This is a genomic window from Gardnerella sp. DNF00983, from assembly GCF_049244265.1.
In the GTDB taxonomy this organism is placed as follows: Bacteria; Actinomycetota; Actinomycetes; order Actinomycetales; family Bifidobacteriaceae; genus Bifidobacterium; species Bifidobacterium vaginale_J.
Genome location: NZ_CP058392.1, coordinates 399,081 through 417,697, shown reverse-complemented (window position 1 = coordinate 417,697; position 18,617 = coordinate 399,081). Strand labels below are relative to the sequence as shown.

The window sequence follows — 18,617 nt, the reverse complement described above, 5'->3', positions numbered from 1 at the left end:
TGGGGAATGCAAATCTGCCACAGCGACATAAACTACGCAGCTATGTAAAGAAAAAGCCGCTATTTCGCGCGTAGCCGACTTTTTCTGTACACGCGCGTAAAATTTCTGCCGCTTTTAGAGCGAAATCCGACCAAAACTTTACATCCGCGTAAAGTTTCTGCCGCTTCTGAAGCGAAATCCGACCAAAACTTTACAGCGTTGTAAAGAAAAAGCCGCACGCCAGTAAAAAACGCGTATTGCACTAAAACTCATCGTCGAAGGAAAACTCGTCAGCAGCACCTCCGCCGCAAACACCAAAAAGATCAAACTGCTTCTGATCCGCGCAATCGCCATATGCGTTTTTAGCAACAAACGCAGCAGCACCGTCGCTAGAAAGCAGCTCACTCGCGCGTCTTGAAGCCTCGCGCAAGGATCCGTCAAGCAGTACGGCATCCGCTGAAACGCTAAACGCGCGATCATTAATACCTTCCAGATAAAGCCCACCCAGATTTTCCACGCGAGAAAGCGCCACGTATCCCATTCCGGGAGCGAAAGTTCTACGCAAATCCATTACCGCAGAATCAAGCGTCATACCTTGCGATTTATGAATCGTAATTCCCCACGCGCAACGAAGCGGCACTTGATTTACGCTAGCAAGAACCGTTTCGCCATCCGTCATTTCCCAAGCAGCTGGCTTAAGAGTCACAATATTGCCGTTTTCAAACTCAACAATCGGCCATCCGCCTTTAGATTCAGGCGCGAATCTCGAAACACGCCCAACAGAGCCATTTACGTACTGCTTTTCCTGGTCATTTCGCAACGCCATCACAGCAGCCCCAGCCTTTAAAACTAAACGCTCCGGAGCAAGCATATTCTTCTTTAAGCGCTCGACTAGATTTTTAGGTCCTGCTTCCGTTGCAACGAATTCGTGAGGCTCAGCATCAATTTGCGCGAGCTGCATATTATTTAATCCGTCAGCTTGCGCGTTCGTTGGGAAAAGATGCACTGCAACTTCATCGTCTTGAGGATATTCGCCAATACGGCTTACCAACACTTGCTTATCGTCGTCACTTACGAGACCGTTACGAATATCCGTTAAAACTTCAAGCAACTTGCCGTCATCCTGACGATGTTGCTCAGTTAAGTAGCACACAACAGGTTTTAAAGCGTCCCATGCGAAAGATTCTGTAATATATCCTTCTGGATTTTTTCCAGCTGCAGCGTACTTTTCGCGCGACGCAATAAACTCCGGGCTCGGCTCGAACACGTCACGATTTCGCATAGAAGTGCTAACAGGCGGCAGTTGGAAGAAATCGCCAGAAATAACTACTTGAAGTCCACCGAAAGGAGCGGGATTTTTGCGCACCTTCCTGCATACTTCGTCAACCATGTCAAAAAGCCACGCGTGAATCATTGAAACTTCGTCCAGCACGAGCACGTCCGTGGCTTTTATGCGCTTTCCTCGCCTAGCTCTAATTGTTTTAAGAAGCGTATCCGTAAGCGCGTTTGAAACTCCAACTCCGCTCCAAGAGTGAATGGTTTGACCGTTTAAGTGAGTTGCCGCAATGCCGGTAGAAGCAGTTACGGCAACGCTTAAACCATTCTTTCGCATTTCGCGAATAGCTTCATTTAATACGTAGGTTTTACCTGCACCAGGAGCACCGGTAATGAATGCGCTTGCACCAGCGTCGATTATGGTTAGAGCTTCGGATTGCTTCATTGGCAGTACCTTTTATTGCGTTTAGTAGTCGCGCTTTGTTTAGTTTAATAGTCGCGATTTATTTAATAATCGCGCTTTTCCGCGGAATTTACGTCTTCTAGCGCTTCTCCGCGACGCTCGTAGTCACGAAGCAAACTCGTGCTCTCAATGTGTTGTGCGCCAGCTTTTGCTTGAGCCTCGCTTGGGCCTGGAGCTGGAACGAACATCATATCGCGGTAGTAACAAAGCTCATCAATCGACTCAATAATATCCGCGAGCGCGCGGTGACCGCCATGTTTTGCCGGCTTATTGCGGTAAACGTCTGGGTAAAGTCTGCGCGAAATTTCCTTCAACGTGCTTACGTCTATTACGCGATAGTGCAGATTTGCCATTAAATCTGGCATGTAGCGGTCGAGGAACTTTTTGTCGGAGCCAACCGAGTTTCCAGCAAGATGCGCTTTTCCGCGAGCCGGCAGGAAGCGCTTTACGTACTCAACTACCTGCTTTTGAGCTTCTTGTAAAGGCAAACCGTTCTTATTCCACTCGTCAATAAGTCCGGAAGAAGTGTGCATATTGCGCACAAAATCGTTCATATGAGCCACAGCAGCATCGCTCGGCTTAATCACTAAATCAATTCCGTCGTCCAAAACTTTCAGATTAAAGTCGGTTGGAACTACAGATACTTCGCATAATTCGTCGTGGAAAATATCGAGTCCCGTCATCTCGCAGTCAATCCAAATTAAGCGCGATTCTTCCGGCGTAAACGTAAGATCTTCCTTAGCTTCAGCCATTTTCGTTCCTTTCCTAATATTTTTTTAGAACCCATCAGCCTACATCTTCGTAGAGACGAGGCGCGTATTAAAAACGACGAAAAGCATGCAAGTTGTGAGGAACTTGCGTAACTTTTCGCCGTTTAAAATAGTTGCGACTTATACGCGATTTAGTTGTGGAAACCGCTGTAGTTTGGCGCTTCTGCAGTCATCACGATATCGTGAGGATGCGATTCGCGAAGACCTGCATCAGTAATGCGAATAAAGCGTCCGCGCTCTTGCATTTCCTTAATATTGTGAGCACCAACGTAGAACATGGACTGATGCAAGCCGCCAAGCAATTGGTAAAGCACAGCATTAAGTGGGCCGCGATATGGAACTTCGCCTTCAACGCCTTCTGGAACCACCTTATCGGAGCTGGTAACGTCTGCCTGGAAGTAACGATCCTTAGAATAAGACTTCTTACCGCGAGGAGCCATTGCGCCAAGCGAGCCCATGCCACGGTAAAGCTTGTACTGCTTGCCGTGAAGCAAAACCTTCTCACCAGGAGCTTCCTCGCAACCAGCCAAAGTGCCGCCGAGCATAACGGTGTCAGCACCAGCAACCAAAGCCTTAGCAATATCGCCGGAATAGTGAATGCCACCATCAGCAATGCATGGAATACCAGCAGCCTTGCAAGCCTGAGCAGCATCGTAAACTGCAGTAAGCTGAGGCACGCCAACACCTGCAACAACGCGCGTAGTGCAAATAGAGCCTGGACCAACGCCAACCTTTACAGCATCAACGCCAGCGTCAATCATAGCTTGCGCACCCTGGCGAGTTGCAATATTTCCGCCGATAATTTGCACGCCGTCGAAAGCCTTATCTGCCTTAATGCGACGAATCATGTCGAGAGCCAAGCGAGCCTCGCCGTTTGCGGTATCAACCACAAGCACGTCAACTCCAGCTTCCATAAGAGCGCACGCACGCTGCCAAGCATCACCAAGGAAACCAATACCAGCAGCAACGCGCAAACGACCCTGATCATCCTTAGTAGCATCCGGATACTGCTCAGTCTTCACAAAGTCCTTAACAGTAATCAAGCCTGTAAGCTTACCTTCAGCATCAACAAGCGGCAACTTTTCAATCTTGTTATCCGCAAGCAAGCGGTGAGCATCTTCTTTAGAAATATTTGAAGGACCAGTGACGAGATTTTCGCGCGTCATCACGTCCTTAACTTTCAAGCGATCGTAATCTTCGGAAGCAATAAAACGCATATCGCGGTTGGTAATAATACCAACTAAACGATTTTCGCTATCTACTACCGGCAAACCAGAAATATGGAAACGCCCGCACAATTTATCTAAATCGGCGAGCGTAGCATCTGGGTGAACAGTAAGTGGGTCGGTAATCATACCGGATTCACTGCGCTTAACAATATCAACCTGCGCAGCTTGATCATCAATAGAAAGATTGCGGTGAAGTACTCCAATACCACCGTTACGCGCCATGGCAATAGCCATATCGGATTCGGTAACAGTATCCATAGCTGCCGAAATAGTCGGCACTTTCATGGTAATTTCGCGAGTCAGACGAGTGGAAGTATCCACTTCGGACGGAATAACATCAGTTTCGTTTGGAAGCAAAAGGACATCGTCATAAGCGAGACCGAGCTTCTCGAAAATTGGTGGAACAGGAGCATACACGGATTCCGTGTTAATATCAGTTGTAGCCATAGGGTTACTATACGTTTTTGCTATGACGTTTGCCGAAACTCCGAACGAAACGCTACGAATTGCGAAGTTCGGGCAGGCGGCGGCGCAAGTACGGCATCATTGTGAGCACAGTAAGCAACGCAGCAGCAAGAATCATCCCAACAAGCACATACACAGCTTTAAAGAACAGAATCATAATAGAGCCAAACGCAATCAGCGCCGCCCATCCCCACAAAATCAGCACAGCACCCTGCACAGAATGCCCAATGCGCAGCATGCGGTGATGCAAATGCATGCGATCCGGGTGCATTGGCGACTGCCCCTTAGCAACACGCCTAAAAATAGCCAAGCACATGTCAAGAACCGGCAGGAACAGCACAAGAATCGGCAGCAAAATCGGCATAAATACAGGCAAATAAATACTCGTATGCACAGCTGACGGATCCAAGTGTCCGGTCATAATAATCGACGCGCAAGTAATTAAGTAGCCGATTAGCATGGAGCCGGAGTCTCCCATAAAAAGTTTCGCAGGATGCCAGTTGTGCAAAATAAATCCGACACACATTCCCACCATTGCAACGTCAATAAGAGTTGCCATTGATGCGTAGGATGGCGACGTGCGCGCGAGCATGTAGGAGTAGGTTGCGAAGGCGATTCCGCCGATTGCAACAATTCCGGAAGCCAAGCCGTCTAGCCCGTCTACAAAATTTACTGCATTAATTGAAGCAACGATTAGTATTGCAGTTATTGCGATTGACACGCTTGGAGATGCCGTTACGAGCGAGCCGAGCGGCAAAGTTACAATTTGCAACCCTCCCCACGCAACGAACACGGCTATAAGCAGCTGACCGGCAAGCTTTAGCATCCAATCTAAATCCCAAATGTCGTCACATACCCCAAGCAGGCATATCATGACTGCTCCTGCTAGCACCACCCACGGCTGATGAGTTCCAGCAAAAAGCCCGGAAATAAAGGGCATGGAGCTTGCGAAAGCCATCGCAACTGCGAAACCAAAAAGCATACCCACACCACCCATACGTGGCGTTGGAATAGTATGCACGTCGCGAGCGCGAACTTTGCCAACAGCACCCATGCGGATCGCAAGGTGACGAACAAGAGGCATAATAAGCCACGTAGCACCGCCTGCAATTGCTGCAATAAACAGGTATACCCTCATGAATGCGTCCTTTGCTATGCGATTACTTCGTTGGTTTTAGCAGCGTTTGCTAAATTTTTCGCTTGCTTATTTTGATTGTAGCGATTTGTTGGTACCAGAAATTTAGTACCAGAAATTTAGTACCAGAAATAAGTTAATAAACTTACTCACTTAACGCATTGCGAATTTCGCGCTCCGAAATCACACCTTCGCGCAAAATCACAATGCCGTCTTTATCGCTTGAATCCGCGCCAACTACCGTGCTTGCCACGTGCGAGCGAGTCGGGCCTGCGTTCAAATACAGCGGAATTTCGTTACCGAAAGCCTCAAATGCCTCCTCGACGCTGTCTGCACTTTCGTTACCGCTGCGATTCGCGCTAGAAGCAGCCAAAGGACCTGTAACGCGCAAAATTTGCATTAATTCCGGGCAATCCGGCACGCGCACGCCTTGAGTTGCTTCAGTTGCTTGGGTTTTCGCATCGTTTTGCGCATCAGTCTCATTCGTTTTGCACAGCGTAGCAAGCCTTGAAGCAACCGAGTCTTTCTTAGCGAGCGCAATCGGAGAATATCCACCCGGAAGGAACTTTTTGCCTAAAATATCCAGCGGAGACGGCAAATACAACCCAAGTTTTTCTAAATCTTCCACTCCGCTCATTAAAATTTGTAACGCCTTCGTGCGCGGCCTGCGCTTAAGCTCGTAAATTTTGGCAACCGCGGATTCATTGAACGGATCGCATGCAACGCCATACACGGTGTCCGTTGGCACTACGATTACGCCGCCTTCGTTAATAATTTGCGCTGCCATTTGCAGTGATTCTTCGTTGATATTGCAAATTTTGCTCATTTTTGCCTCTTTTGTTGCTTTTTTTATTTTGCTTATTTTGCTTATTTTATTCTGTTTGATTCAAGTTTTATTTTTGATTCAAGTCTTTTGTTTACGCAAAATTTTACTTTTCCGCAAAAGTGTATCGCGGTCTGCCAGTTAAGTCGTTTCCAACGCGCGCACGCGCAAAACCTAGGCTTTCTGCATACTTTTTAAGCACATCCCCTTGCGAAATATCGTGCTCCATAACCATCGCTCCCCCAGGTTTAAGAAGCGCAAAAGCCGCGCGCATAATCTGCTCCGGAATAAGCAAGCCGTCCGCAGAACCGCCGTACAACGCAAGCGGCGGATCATATTCTCGCACTTCAATCTGTTCCGGCACTTGACTTTCCGGCACATAAGGCGGATTCGTTATTACTAAATCTACTTTGCCGCAAATTGCGTGAAGTTCCGGCGTGCAATCTGAAATATGCGCTTTGGTTGCATCTGCAAGAACAGCATGATAGCGACTGGATACTTGCAGATTTTCCTGCTTTTTTGCAGTTTCTTCAAAATTTTTTTGCAAATATTGGAAAGCTTCAGTAGATTTTTCTACAGCCCATACTTGCGCGTCTGCAACTTCCGTTGCAATCGCCAATCCGATTGCGCCCGATCCGGCACATAAATCAACTACCGTAGGCTTACTAACATGCGATTCTCGCAACCAATCCAAACCAGCTTCAACAACAACTTCTGTTTCCGGACGCGGCACAAAAACGCCTTTGCCAACTCGCAAATCCAAGTAGCGAAAAGGCGCGTGACCAACAATATGCTGCAACGGCTCGCGAGAAGCACGCCTAGATACAAAATCGCTATATTTGCCAGCATAATCGGGCGAAAAATCGGTTAAATCGCCAAGTATTAGCGCCTTGTTCAGCTCAGCCAAGCTCACGCCGCAAGCTTTAGCTAGCAGCAAACGCGCGTCGTATTCCGCAGACTCCACGCCTGCAGAATCAAGCTTTTTAACGGCATCGCGCAAAACTCGCAAAAGTTCTTGCATTTTAAGAACCGCTTAGAAATTTTACTTAACTTACTTAAGTTACTTACTTGGCTTGCGCTAGGCGGTCAGCTTCATCCGCCTGAATATCACTGTCGATAACAGGCTGCAAGTCGCCGTCAAGAACCTGGTCAAGATTGTAAGCTTTGTAATTCGTGCGATGATCTACAATACGATTTTCCGGGAAATTGTACGTGCGGATTCGTTCAGAACGGTCGAGCGAACGCACCTGCGAGTGGCGCATATCCGCCGCCTCCGCCGCCTCCTGCTCGTGCTTCATGGCAAGCAAACGAGACTTTAACACACGAAGTGCTGCCGCACGGTTTTGAATCTGCGACTTTTCATCCTGCATGCTAACAACAATTCCGGTTGGAATATGCGTCATGCGAACCGCGGAATAAGTAGTGTTAACAGACTGTCCACCAGGGCCGGAGCTCATGAAAATGTCGATCTTCAAATCTTTTGGATCGATTTCAATTTCGTCGTCATCTTCGTCTGCTTCTGGGAACACGATTACGCCGGCTGCGGAAGTCTGTATACGTCCCTGCGATTCCGTAACTGGGATTCGCTGCACACGATGCACGCCGCCCTCATACTTCATGCTGGCCCACACGCCATCTTCTGGAGCAGGCGTACCTTTCGCACGAATTGCAAGCTGCACGTCTTTTACGCCGCCAAGTTCCGTTGAATTTTCGCTTTGGATTACGGTAGTCCATCCGCGCTTTTCCGCGTAACGCATGTACATACGCAATAAATCGCCAGCAAACAGAGCCGCTTCTTCGCCGCCTGTGCCAGCTTTAATTTCCATAATCATATCGCGCGCGTCATCTGGATCCCTAGGAATTAGCGCCGTGCGAAGCTTTTCTTTTGCTGCTGGAAGCTGCTCTTCTAAGCGCTTAGCTTCCTCAGCAAAATCTGGGTCGTCGCTTGCCATTTCGTTTGCAGCTTCAAAGTCGTCGCAAATCTGCTTGTAATTTAGGTAAGCGTTTACGATTGAGCCGAGTTCTGCGTGCCTACGGCCGAGTTTTCGAATAGCGTCCGGGTTTGACGCAACTTCCGGGCTTCCCATACGACTTTCAATATCGCGATACTCTTCTAACGCGGTAACTGCTGCCGGGAATTGTTCCTCTACTGACTCAGCCATCATATTCCTTTGTAGTCGCGCTTAACGCGGATTGTAAATCAAAAATTTAAATATCAAATGTAAAACATTAAACACACATGTTTAGCACATAAAACGCCAGCCCCGATTCCGCGAGTTACACGAAAGCAGGGCTGGCGTCATAAAAGCTACTTAGTCTTCTTACCGTAGCGCTTCTCGAAGCGAGCCACGCGGCCGCCGGTGTCGAGAATCTTCTGCTTGCCGGTATAGAATGGGTGGCACTTTGAGCACACGTCAACCGTCATGTGATCTCCATCAGCGGTGGAACGAGTAACGAAAGTGCTTCCGCAAGAGCAGGTAACCTGCACTGCGTGATAGTCGGGATGAATACCCTGCTTCATAATGTCTCCTATGGAATTCGGGCGACCCGGGTCGCAAAGCCCCAATAGCTAAGCGTGAACCGGAACCTTCGTTATTTTAGTCACCACCCTCGACGCACTTATAATTCGCATAAAACGCGTTTATAATTCGCATAAAAATGGAGCGCATGAAAAATTCAAACGCTCCAAATTTAAAATAGATTATTTATTATTGCGACGCTTGCGATGGTGCTTGCCAGTCTTTACAACCGCAAGACCAATTGCTGCGATTGCTGCCGACAAAATACCAGCGGATGCAACTCTAGACGTGTCACTACCAGTCTTGGCGAGCACAGGCTTTGACTCTGGCTCTGGTTGTGGCTCTTCTGTTTCAGGCTGCTCAACCTCAGGCTCCATAACTTGAGCTTCAGGAATCACAGAAGGCGCAAAATCTGGCACAAACGGAATCTCAGGCGTTGGCACAGGCGCTGGTGTTGGCGGAGTTGGTACAGGTGCCGGAGCAGGTTTGCTCTCAGAAATCACGTCAATTTCCACAGTAATTTCCGCTTGGCGACCGTACTTATCGGTAGTAGTAAACGTTAGCTCAACTTTTGGCTTTCCGTCCACAATCTTAGGAGTTCCGGAAATCGTGCAAGCAGTATCCTTGCAAGTTGCATTAATGCCGTTTACAGAATTCTTAACCTGGGAAACTAACTCGTTAATAGTTACTTCCTTGCCGTCTACCTTAATCTTTGTGTTATTAATATCCGGCGTTCCGTCAGCATTAAGATTGCCTTCAGTCATGTTTTGCAATCTGAAGTTCGTTAAAATACCCTCGCGAGCAGAACCACTAAACTTGAACTTCATAGGAGCCATCTTCTCGAAGTTGGCTGTAATAGTAGTTTCGTACGTTGGCTGTGGCTCTGGCAGAGAAGTCTCAGGATTTACACCTACACTGCGCAAAAGCTGCTTCAAAGCTTCCAAACTAGACTTCTTAGAGTTGCGAATTATATTTGCAACAAATGATTTACCTGCAGCATCAGCAAGCTCAGCAAGCTTATCGCGTTCAATAGTATTATTAATCTCCAACGGATTAGTAATATTTTGCGCTAGTAAGTTACTCAATGCAGCTAAAGTACTGTTATTAGATTTGCGAATCAACTCAGCTAAGTAATGCTTACCATTACTTTCCGCAATTTTAGCTAATTGTTCTTTCTTCGCTTTATAAATTTCCTTTGCATGCTCCTTTTGAGCTTCACTAAGCAGATTCTGCAATGCAGCCAAAGTGGAATTATGCGAATTACGAATAATCTTTGCCACATATGACACACCATCAACAATAGCTATATTAGCCAATACTTCACGCTCTTCATTGGTAGCTTTACGTTGATCTGCCGGAGCTGCTGGCTTTTCAATCGTCTTAGACGACCAATCCTTAAACACGTATCCCTTATCCGCAAGCACGTCAGGAATATAATCCCTTATTGCATACTCTTTGCCATTACGCACCCAGTAAGTGTGCATTGGCGACTGCATGGTTCCACCCTCGCCAGCTGCATACATTACCTTCGTGTAGTTCTGCGCAATAAATCCATATTCCTTCGTACCTTTTTCTGGCAAATCTTTATCCGCAATAACTTTCGGAAGAACACGAATATGTACCTTAACAGGAACTATTACCTGTTCCTTCTTATCATTCGTGCGAGTAACGTTTACTACGACAGTGGTAATACCCGGCTTAGTAATTGCATTGTTAATATCGTATACGCCAGCACCTTGCACGCCAACAATATTAGGATTCGACTTAGCATCATTCCCGTGCACAAGCTCATCAGGACCAGGTATGCCGTCACCAACGCTTAGAACAATATCCGACGCGTTCACATCGTTAATACGAGCCTGTTTTGCAACATATACGCGAGTTTCTTTTTTAGTATAATCAGGTGATGAAGCATTGAGTTCGTTGCCAGCAGCACCATAAATAGACCAACCACCAAAGCCTTTAAGCTGAACACCTAAATTATCAACTTTATTATTAATATCGTTATAATAGTTACTACTTTCTGGATCAAAGTAGAACACCTTCGGATTGGAAGTGCCGTCAGTCCACCTTCTACCAAAACCTGGTAAGAACAAATGTGGCACGTAATTATCCGGGATCTTCTCATTGGTGCCAGGCTTCAACACGTTATCCACTTTTCTAAAGACAGCTTCGAACTTGGTGTTTTCAGTAAACGACATCTTAGCAATTTGTTCTTTAGTGTAAATATTATCCTTTGATGAATTCCCCGTTTCAACAGAACGTATTACACCAGCACCTGTTGTGTTAGGTGCAGATGCATACAAAGCTACCATTGGCAAAGCAGGAGCTGCAGATGAGGAGGTAGATGCAACAGGTTTCACAGTAGGTGTAGTAGACGCAATACTGCCCTTAACCATCTTCCAGCCAACAAACTCGTAGTGGAAGCTTCTTTCATCGTACTTTTTGCCAGTAGCTTGAGGAGCTTTTATTCCTGTAGTATTGGTTTCTTTACTAGCATTCAAGATGTAATATTCTTTACGGCCCGAAACAGTACCTTCAGTACTATTTGGATTCTCAAACTCTACCTTAACGTATTTATCAGTATTATTTGTAACAAGATTAATCTCACCAGATTCGCCAATAACTGGTGTATCATAATTCTTCTTAATATCATGCTTAGGAGCAGGCTTAGTATCATCCTTCGGCAGACTTTCTGGGTACATCAACTGATAAATAACCTTAAGGCGAGCAACGAGATTATACGGTTCAGGCTTAGCACCATCCTTGTAATTTACTGTAACCTTTAGAGGCACAGTGTACAAAGAAGGCTTAGAAAGCATTTCATTCTCAAATTCTTCTGGCGTCTTACCTTTCGGCAAATCGTAGTCAAATTTTACGTCTTCTATCTCGCCTTTCTTTTTCGCCTCTTTCAAAGCATCAAAACTTTCCTTTGTCAAATACTTTTCTAACGCCGGAAGCTCACTCTTACCTTGCACAGCAACCAAGTAATCAGTCTGAACTTTTGGCTTTGTCCAAGGAGTTTGATCTGCCACGAACTCTTGGAATGGCTTATCAACTTTCCAATCCGAAACATTGTCTATAGGCGTTACTTCCTCTTTGCCATTAATCATTTTGCTTCGAGACCACTTACCAGTAGGGTTGGTGAGATTGTTTTGAAGGAAATCTAACGCCTTTTCTTCTGTAGTGTTACCATCGCTATCCGTAACTTTTACTGTAATATCAGCAAGATTAGCGCCCTTCTTTACGTAGAACACCTTAGGGCCGTCTGAGCCGTCCTTCCACTTTCGTTTTGGAGCAGGCTTGAATATTGCAATTACAGAATCCTTAGGAACTGTTCCGTTGTCAGACGAACTGGAGAAGTAGTCGATTCGCTTGTAAATAGCGTGGTAAGTTACGCCGTTGTCTAAATTGACATTCTTGTAACGGTCGCTTGAATTTATATCAAACGTCTGCTCTTGCTTCTTCTCCTCTGGCTTCTGCTCATCTGGCTTCATCGTGCCAGAAGAAGGCGTACTAGCAGAAGGCGTACTAGTAGTCGGCTCTACAACCTTAGTCACCCAACCCTTGAATACGTAGTGGTAATGCTGGCCGTTATAATCCTTACCGAAAGCTTGCGGCACGCGGATTCTAACATCCTTATTCTTATAAACGTAAGCAGTAAGCGTAGTTATTCCGCTAGTAGAAGAACCAGTATTACCTCCATCGTGACCAATAATAGTGCCTTCATCATTCTTACCGGTAAAGGTAATCGGCACGTAGTCGTCAGCATGCTTGCTGCCGTACTCTGTAGCCTTAAACTTACCCCAATCGCTTGCGTACACCAAATCTGGCAGCACGCGGTACAGCACTTCAGCTGCAGCAGTGTTGCCATCAAGATGTACTTGCACTTTAATCTTGTGCAAGCCCGGAGTGCTGTCAAACCTTTCGCCAGGCGCAAAGCTGAACTTAGCGTTACTTGGATACTTATCAGCATTCTTTATAAGCTCTTTAGCTGAATTATCATCCAGACTCAAAGCATCTGTTGGTTTCAAAACCTTAGTATCGATTGCAACAGGAGCTTTTAGCTTGAATTTAACAGTGTAAATAACCTTCGGATTAGGTTGAGACTCAGAAAGAATTGGCAGACGGTCGAAACCATCAGTATGTGTTTGCCCACCATGTCCATCATCTATATAAATCTTAGAAGTCCAGACATCAAACTCATATCCAGGCTTCGCTTTAACTGTTGGAAGCGGCATCTGATATGCCTTCGTGCCCTTAATTGCGTCGTACACAAGAGCAGAGCCGTCGGCTACATTACTTCCTTGCCAGTCAACAACGCTACCCATAGAGCCTTGGCCATCAGCCACTTTAAACACGTAGCGCGTGTAGTTGGTTGGGCGAGATTGAGCATCATCCTGGCGCTTAAGCACGCGAACGTCTTTATATTTGAAGGTGTATGTTTTTTCGCCAATCTGCTTGCCATCTTTGCCAATAGCGTATTCAATATTCTGCTGCGTAGTTTCCGGCATAAAGCCTTCAATCGGCTTGTAGAACGCTACGTCGTACTTTCGATTTACAGAGCTGACTTCGCTTTCTGGAAGAAGATCCTTGCCGTCTTGATCAATATACTTTACCTTATACTTGCGCGTATTGTACGTTTGGTAAATAAACTCGCCAGTATTCTGATCCTCGTCCTTCGAGGCTTCAAAGCTCGTGAACTGCTTATCTGGGAAGTGCGTTTCGTCACTGTAGACTGCTTCCGCATTGTAGCGCAAATGCTCGCGCAAGCCGGAAACCGTTTGAGTAGAAATGTGGTCCACCATCGCGGCTTTGGCTGATTCGGAAAGACCAGGCTGCTTATAGTCAGTAAACGTGTACCCTGGCTTTAAGAATATATGCTTAAAAGTACCGTTGTAGCGAGTATCCTTAACCCACACTGCATCAAGCGTTATATCTTCTACTACTTTGTTGCCAAAAGCGTACGGAAGTTTTGTGCCGTTCTTGTCAATTTCCCAGCCGTAGAAGTCGTAGCCTTTGCGTGTTGGAACCTTTATATCTTTATTTTCCTTAATAACATAGTAGTGATCGAACTGCTGTTTCGTAACTACGTTAGAGTCCTTTATTTCATTGCCGTTTTCGTCAATTTCAGGCATGTGGTAGTTAAGCGTTACAGTGTGCTTAATATCAGTTGGCTTACCCCACGCAGCGTAAAGCTTAATGCCGTTGACTGGCATTGTAAAATCTTTAGCTTTGCCTTTAGCTTTGCCTTCGCCTTCAGTACCTTCACTATTGTCATTTATCTTGCCATTTATAAGATGAATACCGGCTTGATCAACAGCCCAGCCTTTAAACACGTAGTCTTTTGGCAAATTTTCAGGGCGAACGATGGAGTACTTAGTACCATTAAGCGTGAAAGTGTACTTGCCGTCGAACTGCTTAGACGTATCGTCAGCATCGTCTTTAGTTACAGAAGCATCGTAAGACTTAACGTTGCCACCGTCGTAGTACAAGTCTGCATCTTCGCCCGTCAATTTAGCATTGCCGCGCTTAGTCAAGCTATACTCAAACGGCAGTTCTTCTGTAGCAGCGACATTATCTTTTGTTATAGCATTGCCGTCCGCATTATAAAACTGCACAGCGTACTTCTGGCGGTCGTACCTAAACTCAAGTGGTTTGTTATCATCAAATTCAGTTGCATCACCAGTATAACCTTCTTGTTCATCTACTGGAACGCCCCTATACTTTCGAAATGCTAAATGATACTTTTTAGCAAAAGCTTTCTGCTCATCCTCACTTAAATCATCCCACTCCCCATGATCATGAGATTCGTTATACCACTCTTCCAGCTTACCTTCAAAGTCGTCTGAATCTAACGCATCACCAACTCTTGCCGTATCATAACCATCAGCAGGATTAAAACCAGCAATAGATGGAGCTGGATAATCATAGTCACCGCTAGGAGTATCATCTTTGCTATAAGAATCGGTAGAAAGCTCATAATCGTCCTCGCTTATCGTATCACCCTTTTTATGTTTTTTAGCAGAGGCAATACTTTGCTTCCTAATAATCACCTGTATAGGCTGACTTTGATTACTTTTATCAGCAGTAAGCAGACGCTGATTATCTTTTAACTCGTGTGTAACTTGAGGGTTATGCTCAGGGTCATCGCTAATTTTAGGTATTACTTTGTCTTTTGGATTTTTTTTAAAAGCAGCACGCCAACGAGGGTCAGCAAATTCTTCTTTAGTAAAACGATACGGAGGAGTGTCACGATACTTTACAACCCCTGCAAATCCAAGCTGCCACCCTAAAGAGCCTTTTCCCTCTTCACTAAAATATAATTCATTTACATCAGGCCAAATATCAGTAAGCTTTTGACCGTAACGAACATTTACGCGGTAGCCTTTATGGTTAATCTCAGTGCCATGCTCATCCTTGTCTTTACCAACATACTTATCTGAGCAACCGCCACCGCCAGCATAGCAATAAATAGTTGTTTTGCCGTTTTCATCTTTTCTTTTTATAGCAGCATTGTCACCATTATCTACGCCAGCCGGCTTAGCAAAAATAAGCTCATAAGTATTGCGATCGTAAACTAAGTTAAGAGTGTTGTTTAAGTCGTTCGCGCAAAGCTTCGCTTTACTACGTTTGCCTAAATCTGGACGACCCGGCACAAAATCATGTTGCTCATTGTTAAGCTTTTTAGTAAGATCCTTATTCACGTGGAAGTAGCGCGTGAATATGTCCTTGTAAACTCTATTATCCCAATTAGGGGTTTTAGCATCAATAGGACCTGTAACATAATTACCGCTAGAATCTTTAAGGTAATTGCTTTCGGCACCAGGATTAGTGGTATCATACCCTTCCAAGTTTGTTACGTGCGTATCGTTCATCCAGTTGAACTTTGCAATTAAGCCAGTTTCGTGTTTAGAATCTTTGCCTTGCAACTCTTCTTTAGTTAAGCCAAGCTCCGGGTTCTTTACATACTCAGTTTCGCTTGCGCCATTAAGCTTACTAGCATCATCAACAACGCCAGCGTCATTCATCTTATCAAGCGCAACTTCACTGTCTGTTTGCACATTCTTGCGCTCAACAAGGCCAACAAAGTCGTAGTTTACAAGCGAATCCGGATGCTCTTTGTCAACCAAATCTGCCTTTTGCACCCACACGTTCACGCGGTAGCTGGTAGCCTCGTTAGCCGACCAAGCTGCGCGGAATTGCACATTGTGATCTGGCATAATGTAGTTATGCGCTTCATTAGTTACAGACCTATTAGAAGCACTTGAGCGATTATTATTATCTCCCGAGCGATTAGCACTCTCCCCCGGTTCTACTATCTGCCACCCCATAAACGTATGACCACGATACGTAGGTTCTGGAACCTCAGGCACTTCCTGGCCATAATACACTTTTTGAGCAGTAACATCCGTGCCGCCAGCAGAATCGTAAGTAACTTCATACGCTTTACGGTAGTAGCGAAGGTTCAAAACTAGCTTGTCTTTTTCGTCTTCAGAATCCGAAAGCGGCGAGCTAATAAGATTATGCTCCGGTTCGTAGCCTGGAATATACGTTGAAACAGCTGTTACATTCGAGCCAACTGTGCCAGTAATCTCCGTAACGTGTATAAGTTCTTTAGTTGTTGTAACTTTGCCATCCTTGCCTTTAATTTTATGTTCTACAACAATAGGTTTGCCAATATTAGGCGCTTCATCAAACTTATCCTTATCCTTGAGATTCTGCACCAAGTGACGCACATAGTACTTAGCTGTTTTAGGAGCGTAGTTGATGTTCAACTCACCATAGTACTGAATGCCGTCTTCTGCTTTTGGCTGCGTAGAGGACGAAGATTGCGGATTTGTAGACTGTGAGGTTTGCGGAGCTTGAGCGCCGTTATTGCCTCCAACAGCCGGCCTTTCCTTTACAGCGTAATCAGTAATCAGCTTCTTGCTCAAACGCAAGTAGCGAACAGCATCCGCATCCGTGCCATCGTCAATAACGAACTTGCTGTTATCTCCCTCACCTTTTTTAACGTAGTACTGGTAATCACCAGAATGATATACGGACGGGCGGTATCCAGCAGCCTTTGGAAGCTCAATGTATTCGAGACTATTAACATCGTCAAGCTTATTCAACTTTTCAACGTCAATCGTAAGCTCATACGGCTGCACAAGCTGCTTATTCGCAGCGCCACCAATCGTGTAGCGAATTTTCAAATTGTAAGTAGCTTTTGGCTTTTTGTCGGTTTGTACCTGTTCGTTGGCTTTATCTGGGGTTTTCGCCTCTGGATTATCTGTATTCGGCTTAATTACCTGGCTATTTGGATCAGTTGCTGTGTTTGTTGCGCCAGCGTTTGGAGTGCCAGTGGTCGGTGTGCCAGCGGCAGGTGTAGAAGTAGGTGAAGACGTTGGCTGATTGTTCGGCGTAGAAGCAGACCCAGGCTCTGAAGCAGTGTTTTGTGCAGTAGCTGAAGGCGTAGCGCTTTTATCTTCGCCTGCGGCGTCTGTAGTTGCACCTTCTGCACTGCTTTGCGAACCTTGTGCATTGGTTTGCGAACCTTGAGCAGAGCCTTGTGCAGAGCCTTGTGAACCTTGCCCTTGTGTATTGCCTTGTGCAGTTGTATCTGTACTTGGGCTCGCTGCAGTTCCAGCACCAGCATTAGCTTCTGCACTTGCAGGAGTTACAGGAGCAGACGGTGCAGTTGTATTGCTTGCAGGAGTAGTAGTCGGAGTTGCAGCTGTATTATTTGCAGAAGGTACAGGTGCATTATTTGCAGGAGCCGCAGCAGGAGATGTAGGCGCATTATTTGCAGAAGATGCAGCAGGAGATGCAGTTACATTTGCCGCAGAAGGTACACTACTCCCGCTATTATCACCACCGTTATTCTCAACAGACCTAGGCTTACGCACTTTCGGCGTATTTGCAGCACTTACTGTATTCGTATTTTCTACGTGAGTGCTTGCAGGTTGTGCATTTGTATTCTGCACTGGCGCAGGCGCACTTACTTCAGCAGATCCAGCAGATCCAACGGCATTAGAACTGCCTAACTGTGAGTCAATTTCGCGCTGTTGCGCTTCTTGTTGTTGCGATTCGTGCTGTTTTGCTTCACTCTTATTTATTTCACGCTGCTCAATCTCGCGCTGTTGCGCTTCGCGCAACTGTTGTATTTGTGCATCATGACGCGCAAGCTCTACAAACTTCTGAGTTTGTGCACTCTTATTGAGCACGCCAGCACCCCAACGCTGCATGTTCAATTCGTCCGGATCAGGCTTACCTTTGCCCATTTTTTGCGTCGTATTAGACGCATCAATAATATCTTTTTGGGTAGGCTGAAGCGCAGAAGCCACAACAGACGGCAGCATCATTGCCAAAGTTGAAGCAACAGCAACTCCAGCAACTCCCCTACGTAAAGCACGAGAACGCTTCACAGCATGAGCCTTACGAAGTGTTCTCTTTGGTGATTTACCATGCAAGTCGCTACGATCTACCATCAATTCTCCTTATTCCAATCCATCTCAATGCAGCGCATACTGTGCCTCAATATGCTATAACCAGCCCACACATACGTACCATACATTAGTACAGTATGCATACGTAAAATAAACAAATGTCACATGCTCTCACGCAATACCGTCAACCTATTGCATAAGCATGCACAAACACCACATCTATGCGCGAGAGATGTGCGCAATACACACAGCTCACACGCACACTATGCGAAACTGCAATACTCAAAGTACCTTATTTATAATACACCAGAATGCCTACCCCCCCCCCATAAAATTTTGTGAAAAATAACGCATTTTTACAGCAATCCTAAAAAATACGCAAAAGTCAATAAATTTCCGGAAAATGTTCCAAAAAACAGCCAAAACAACAACAAACCCCGGAAAATCAGCTACAAAAGCTGAAGAAAATTCCGGCAAATGTTCCAAAAAACGATTTTCCCTTTACAGCGTTGTAAAGAAACTAACGCT

The 18,617-nt window shown here is 45.7% G+C and carries 9 protein-coding genes; all 9 read right to left on the bottom strand.

The annotated features are described in order from the left end of the window. Positions 1-241: 241 nt before the first annotated feature. The 9 genes from HXT34_RS01445 to HXT34_RS01405 all read right to left on the bottom strand — a co-directional run bounded on the left by HXT34_RS01445 (position 242) and on the right by HXT34_RS01405 (position 18,131). Positions 242-1,699: a PIF1 family DEAD/DEAH box helicase gene (locus HXT34_RS01445; RefSeq protein WP_421785135.1), complete on the bottom strand. Its 1,458-nt coding sequence runs from the start codon at positions 1,697-1,699 to the stop codon at positions 242-244. A 62-nt stretch (positions 1,700-1,761) separates the two neighbouring features. Further along, positions 1,762-2,469 carry an oligoribonuclease gene (orn, locus tag HXT34_RS01440; RefSeq protein ID WP_421785133.1) on the bottom strand — a complete coding sequence of 236 codons (708 nt, stop codon included), beginning with the start codon at positions 2,467-2,469 and terminating at the stop codon, positions 1,762-1,764. A 149-nt stretch (positions 2,470-2,618) separates the two neighbouring features. After that, positions 2,619-4,163 carry an IMP dehydrogenase gene (gene guaB / locus HXT34_RS01435; RefSeq protein ID WP_415689576.1) on the bottom strand — a complete coding sequence of 515 codons (1,545 nt, stop codon included), beginning with the start codon at positions 4,161-4,163 and terminating at the stop codon, positions 2,619-2,621. Between the two features lie 52 nt (positions 4,164-4,215). Continuing rightward, complete coding sequence (locus HXT34_RS01430; RefSeq protein ID WP_415687643.1) at positions 4,216-5,319, bottom strand: MraY family glycosyltransferase; 1,104 nt, start codon at positions 5,317-5,319, stop codon at positions 4,216-4,218. Positions 5,320-5,461: 142 nt separating this feature from the next. Then, positions 5,462-6,142, bottom strand: coding sequence for an L-threonylcarbamoyladenylate synthase (locus HXT34_RS01425; protein ID WP_421785130.1), 681 nt, complete (start codon positions 6,140-6,142; stop codon positions 5,462-5,464). A gap of 103 nt (positions 6,143-6,245) precedes the next feature. Continuing rightward, entirely contained in the window at positions 6,246-7,160 is a 915-nt protein-coding gene (gene prmC, locus HXT34_RS01420; RefSeq protein WP_421785128.1) for a peptide chain release factor N(5)-glutamine methyltransferase, read from the bottom strand. A 43-nt stretch (positions 7,161-7,203) separates the two neighbouring features. Beyond that, the gene (gene prfA / locus HXT34_RS01415; protein WP_415687647.1) at positions 7,204-8,301 is read right to left on the bottom strand and encodes a peptide chain release factor 1; all 1,098 of its coding nucleotides are present in this window, start codon (positions 8,299-8,301) and stop codon (positions 7,204-7,206) included. Between the two features lie 146 nt (positions 8,302-8,447). Then, positions 8,448-8,660 (bottom strand): 50S ribosomal protein L31, encoded by a 213-nt coding sequence (rpmE, locus tag HXT34_RS01410; protein ID WP_004118797.1) that lies wholly within the window; start codon positions 8,658-8,660, stop codon positions 8,448-8,450. A 180-nt stretch (positions 8,661-8,840) separates the two neighbouring features. Then, positions 8,841-18,131: an InlB B-repeat-containing protein gene (locus tag HXT34_RS01405; protein ID WP_421785126.1), complete on the bottom strand. Its 9,291-nt coding sequence runs from the start codon at positions 18,129-18,131 to the stop codon at positions 8,841-8,843. Between the last annotated feature and the right edge of the window lie 486 nt (positions 18,132-18,617).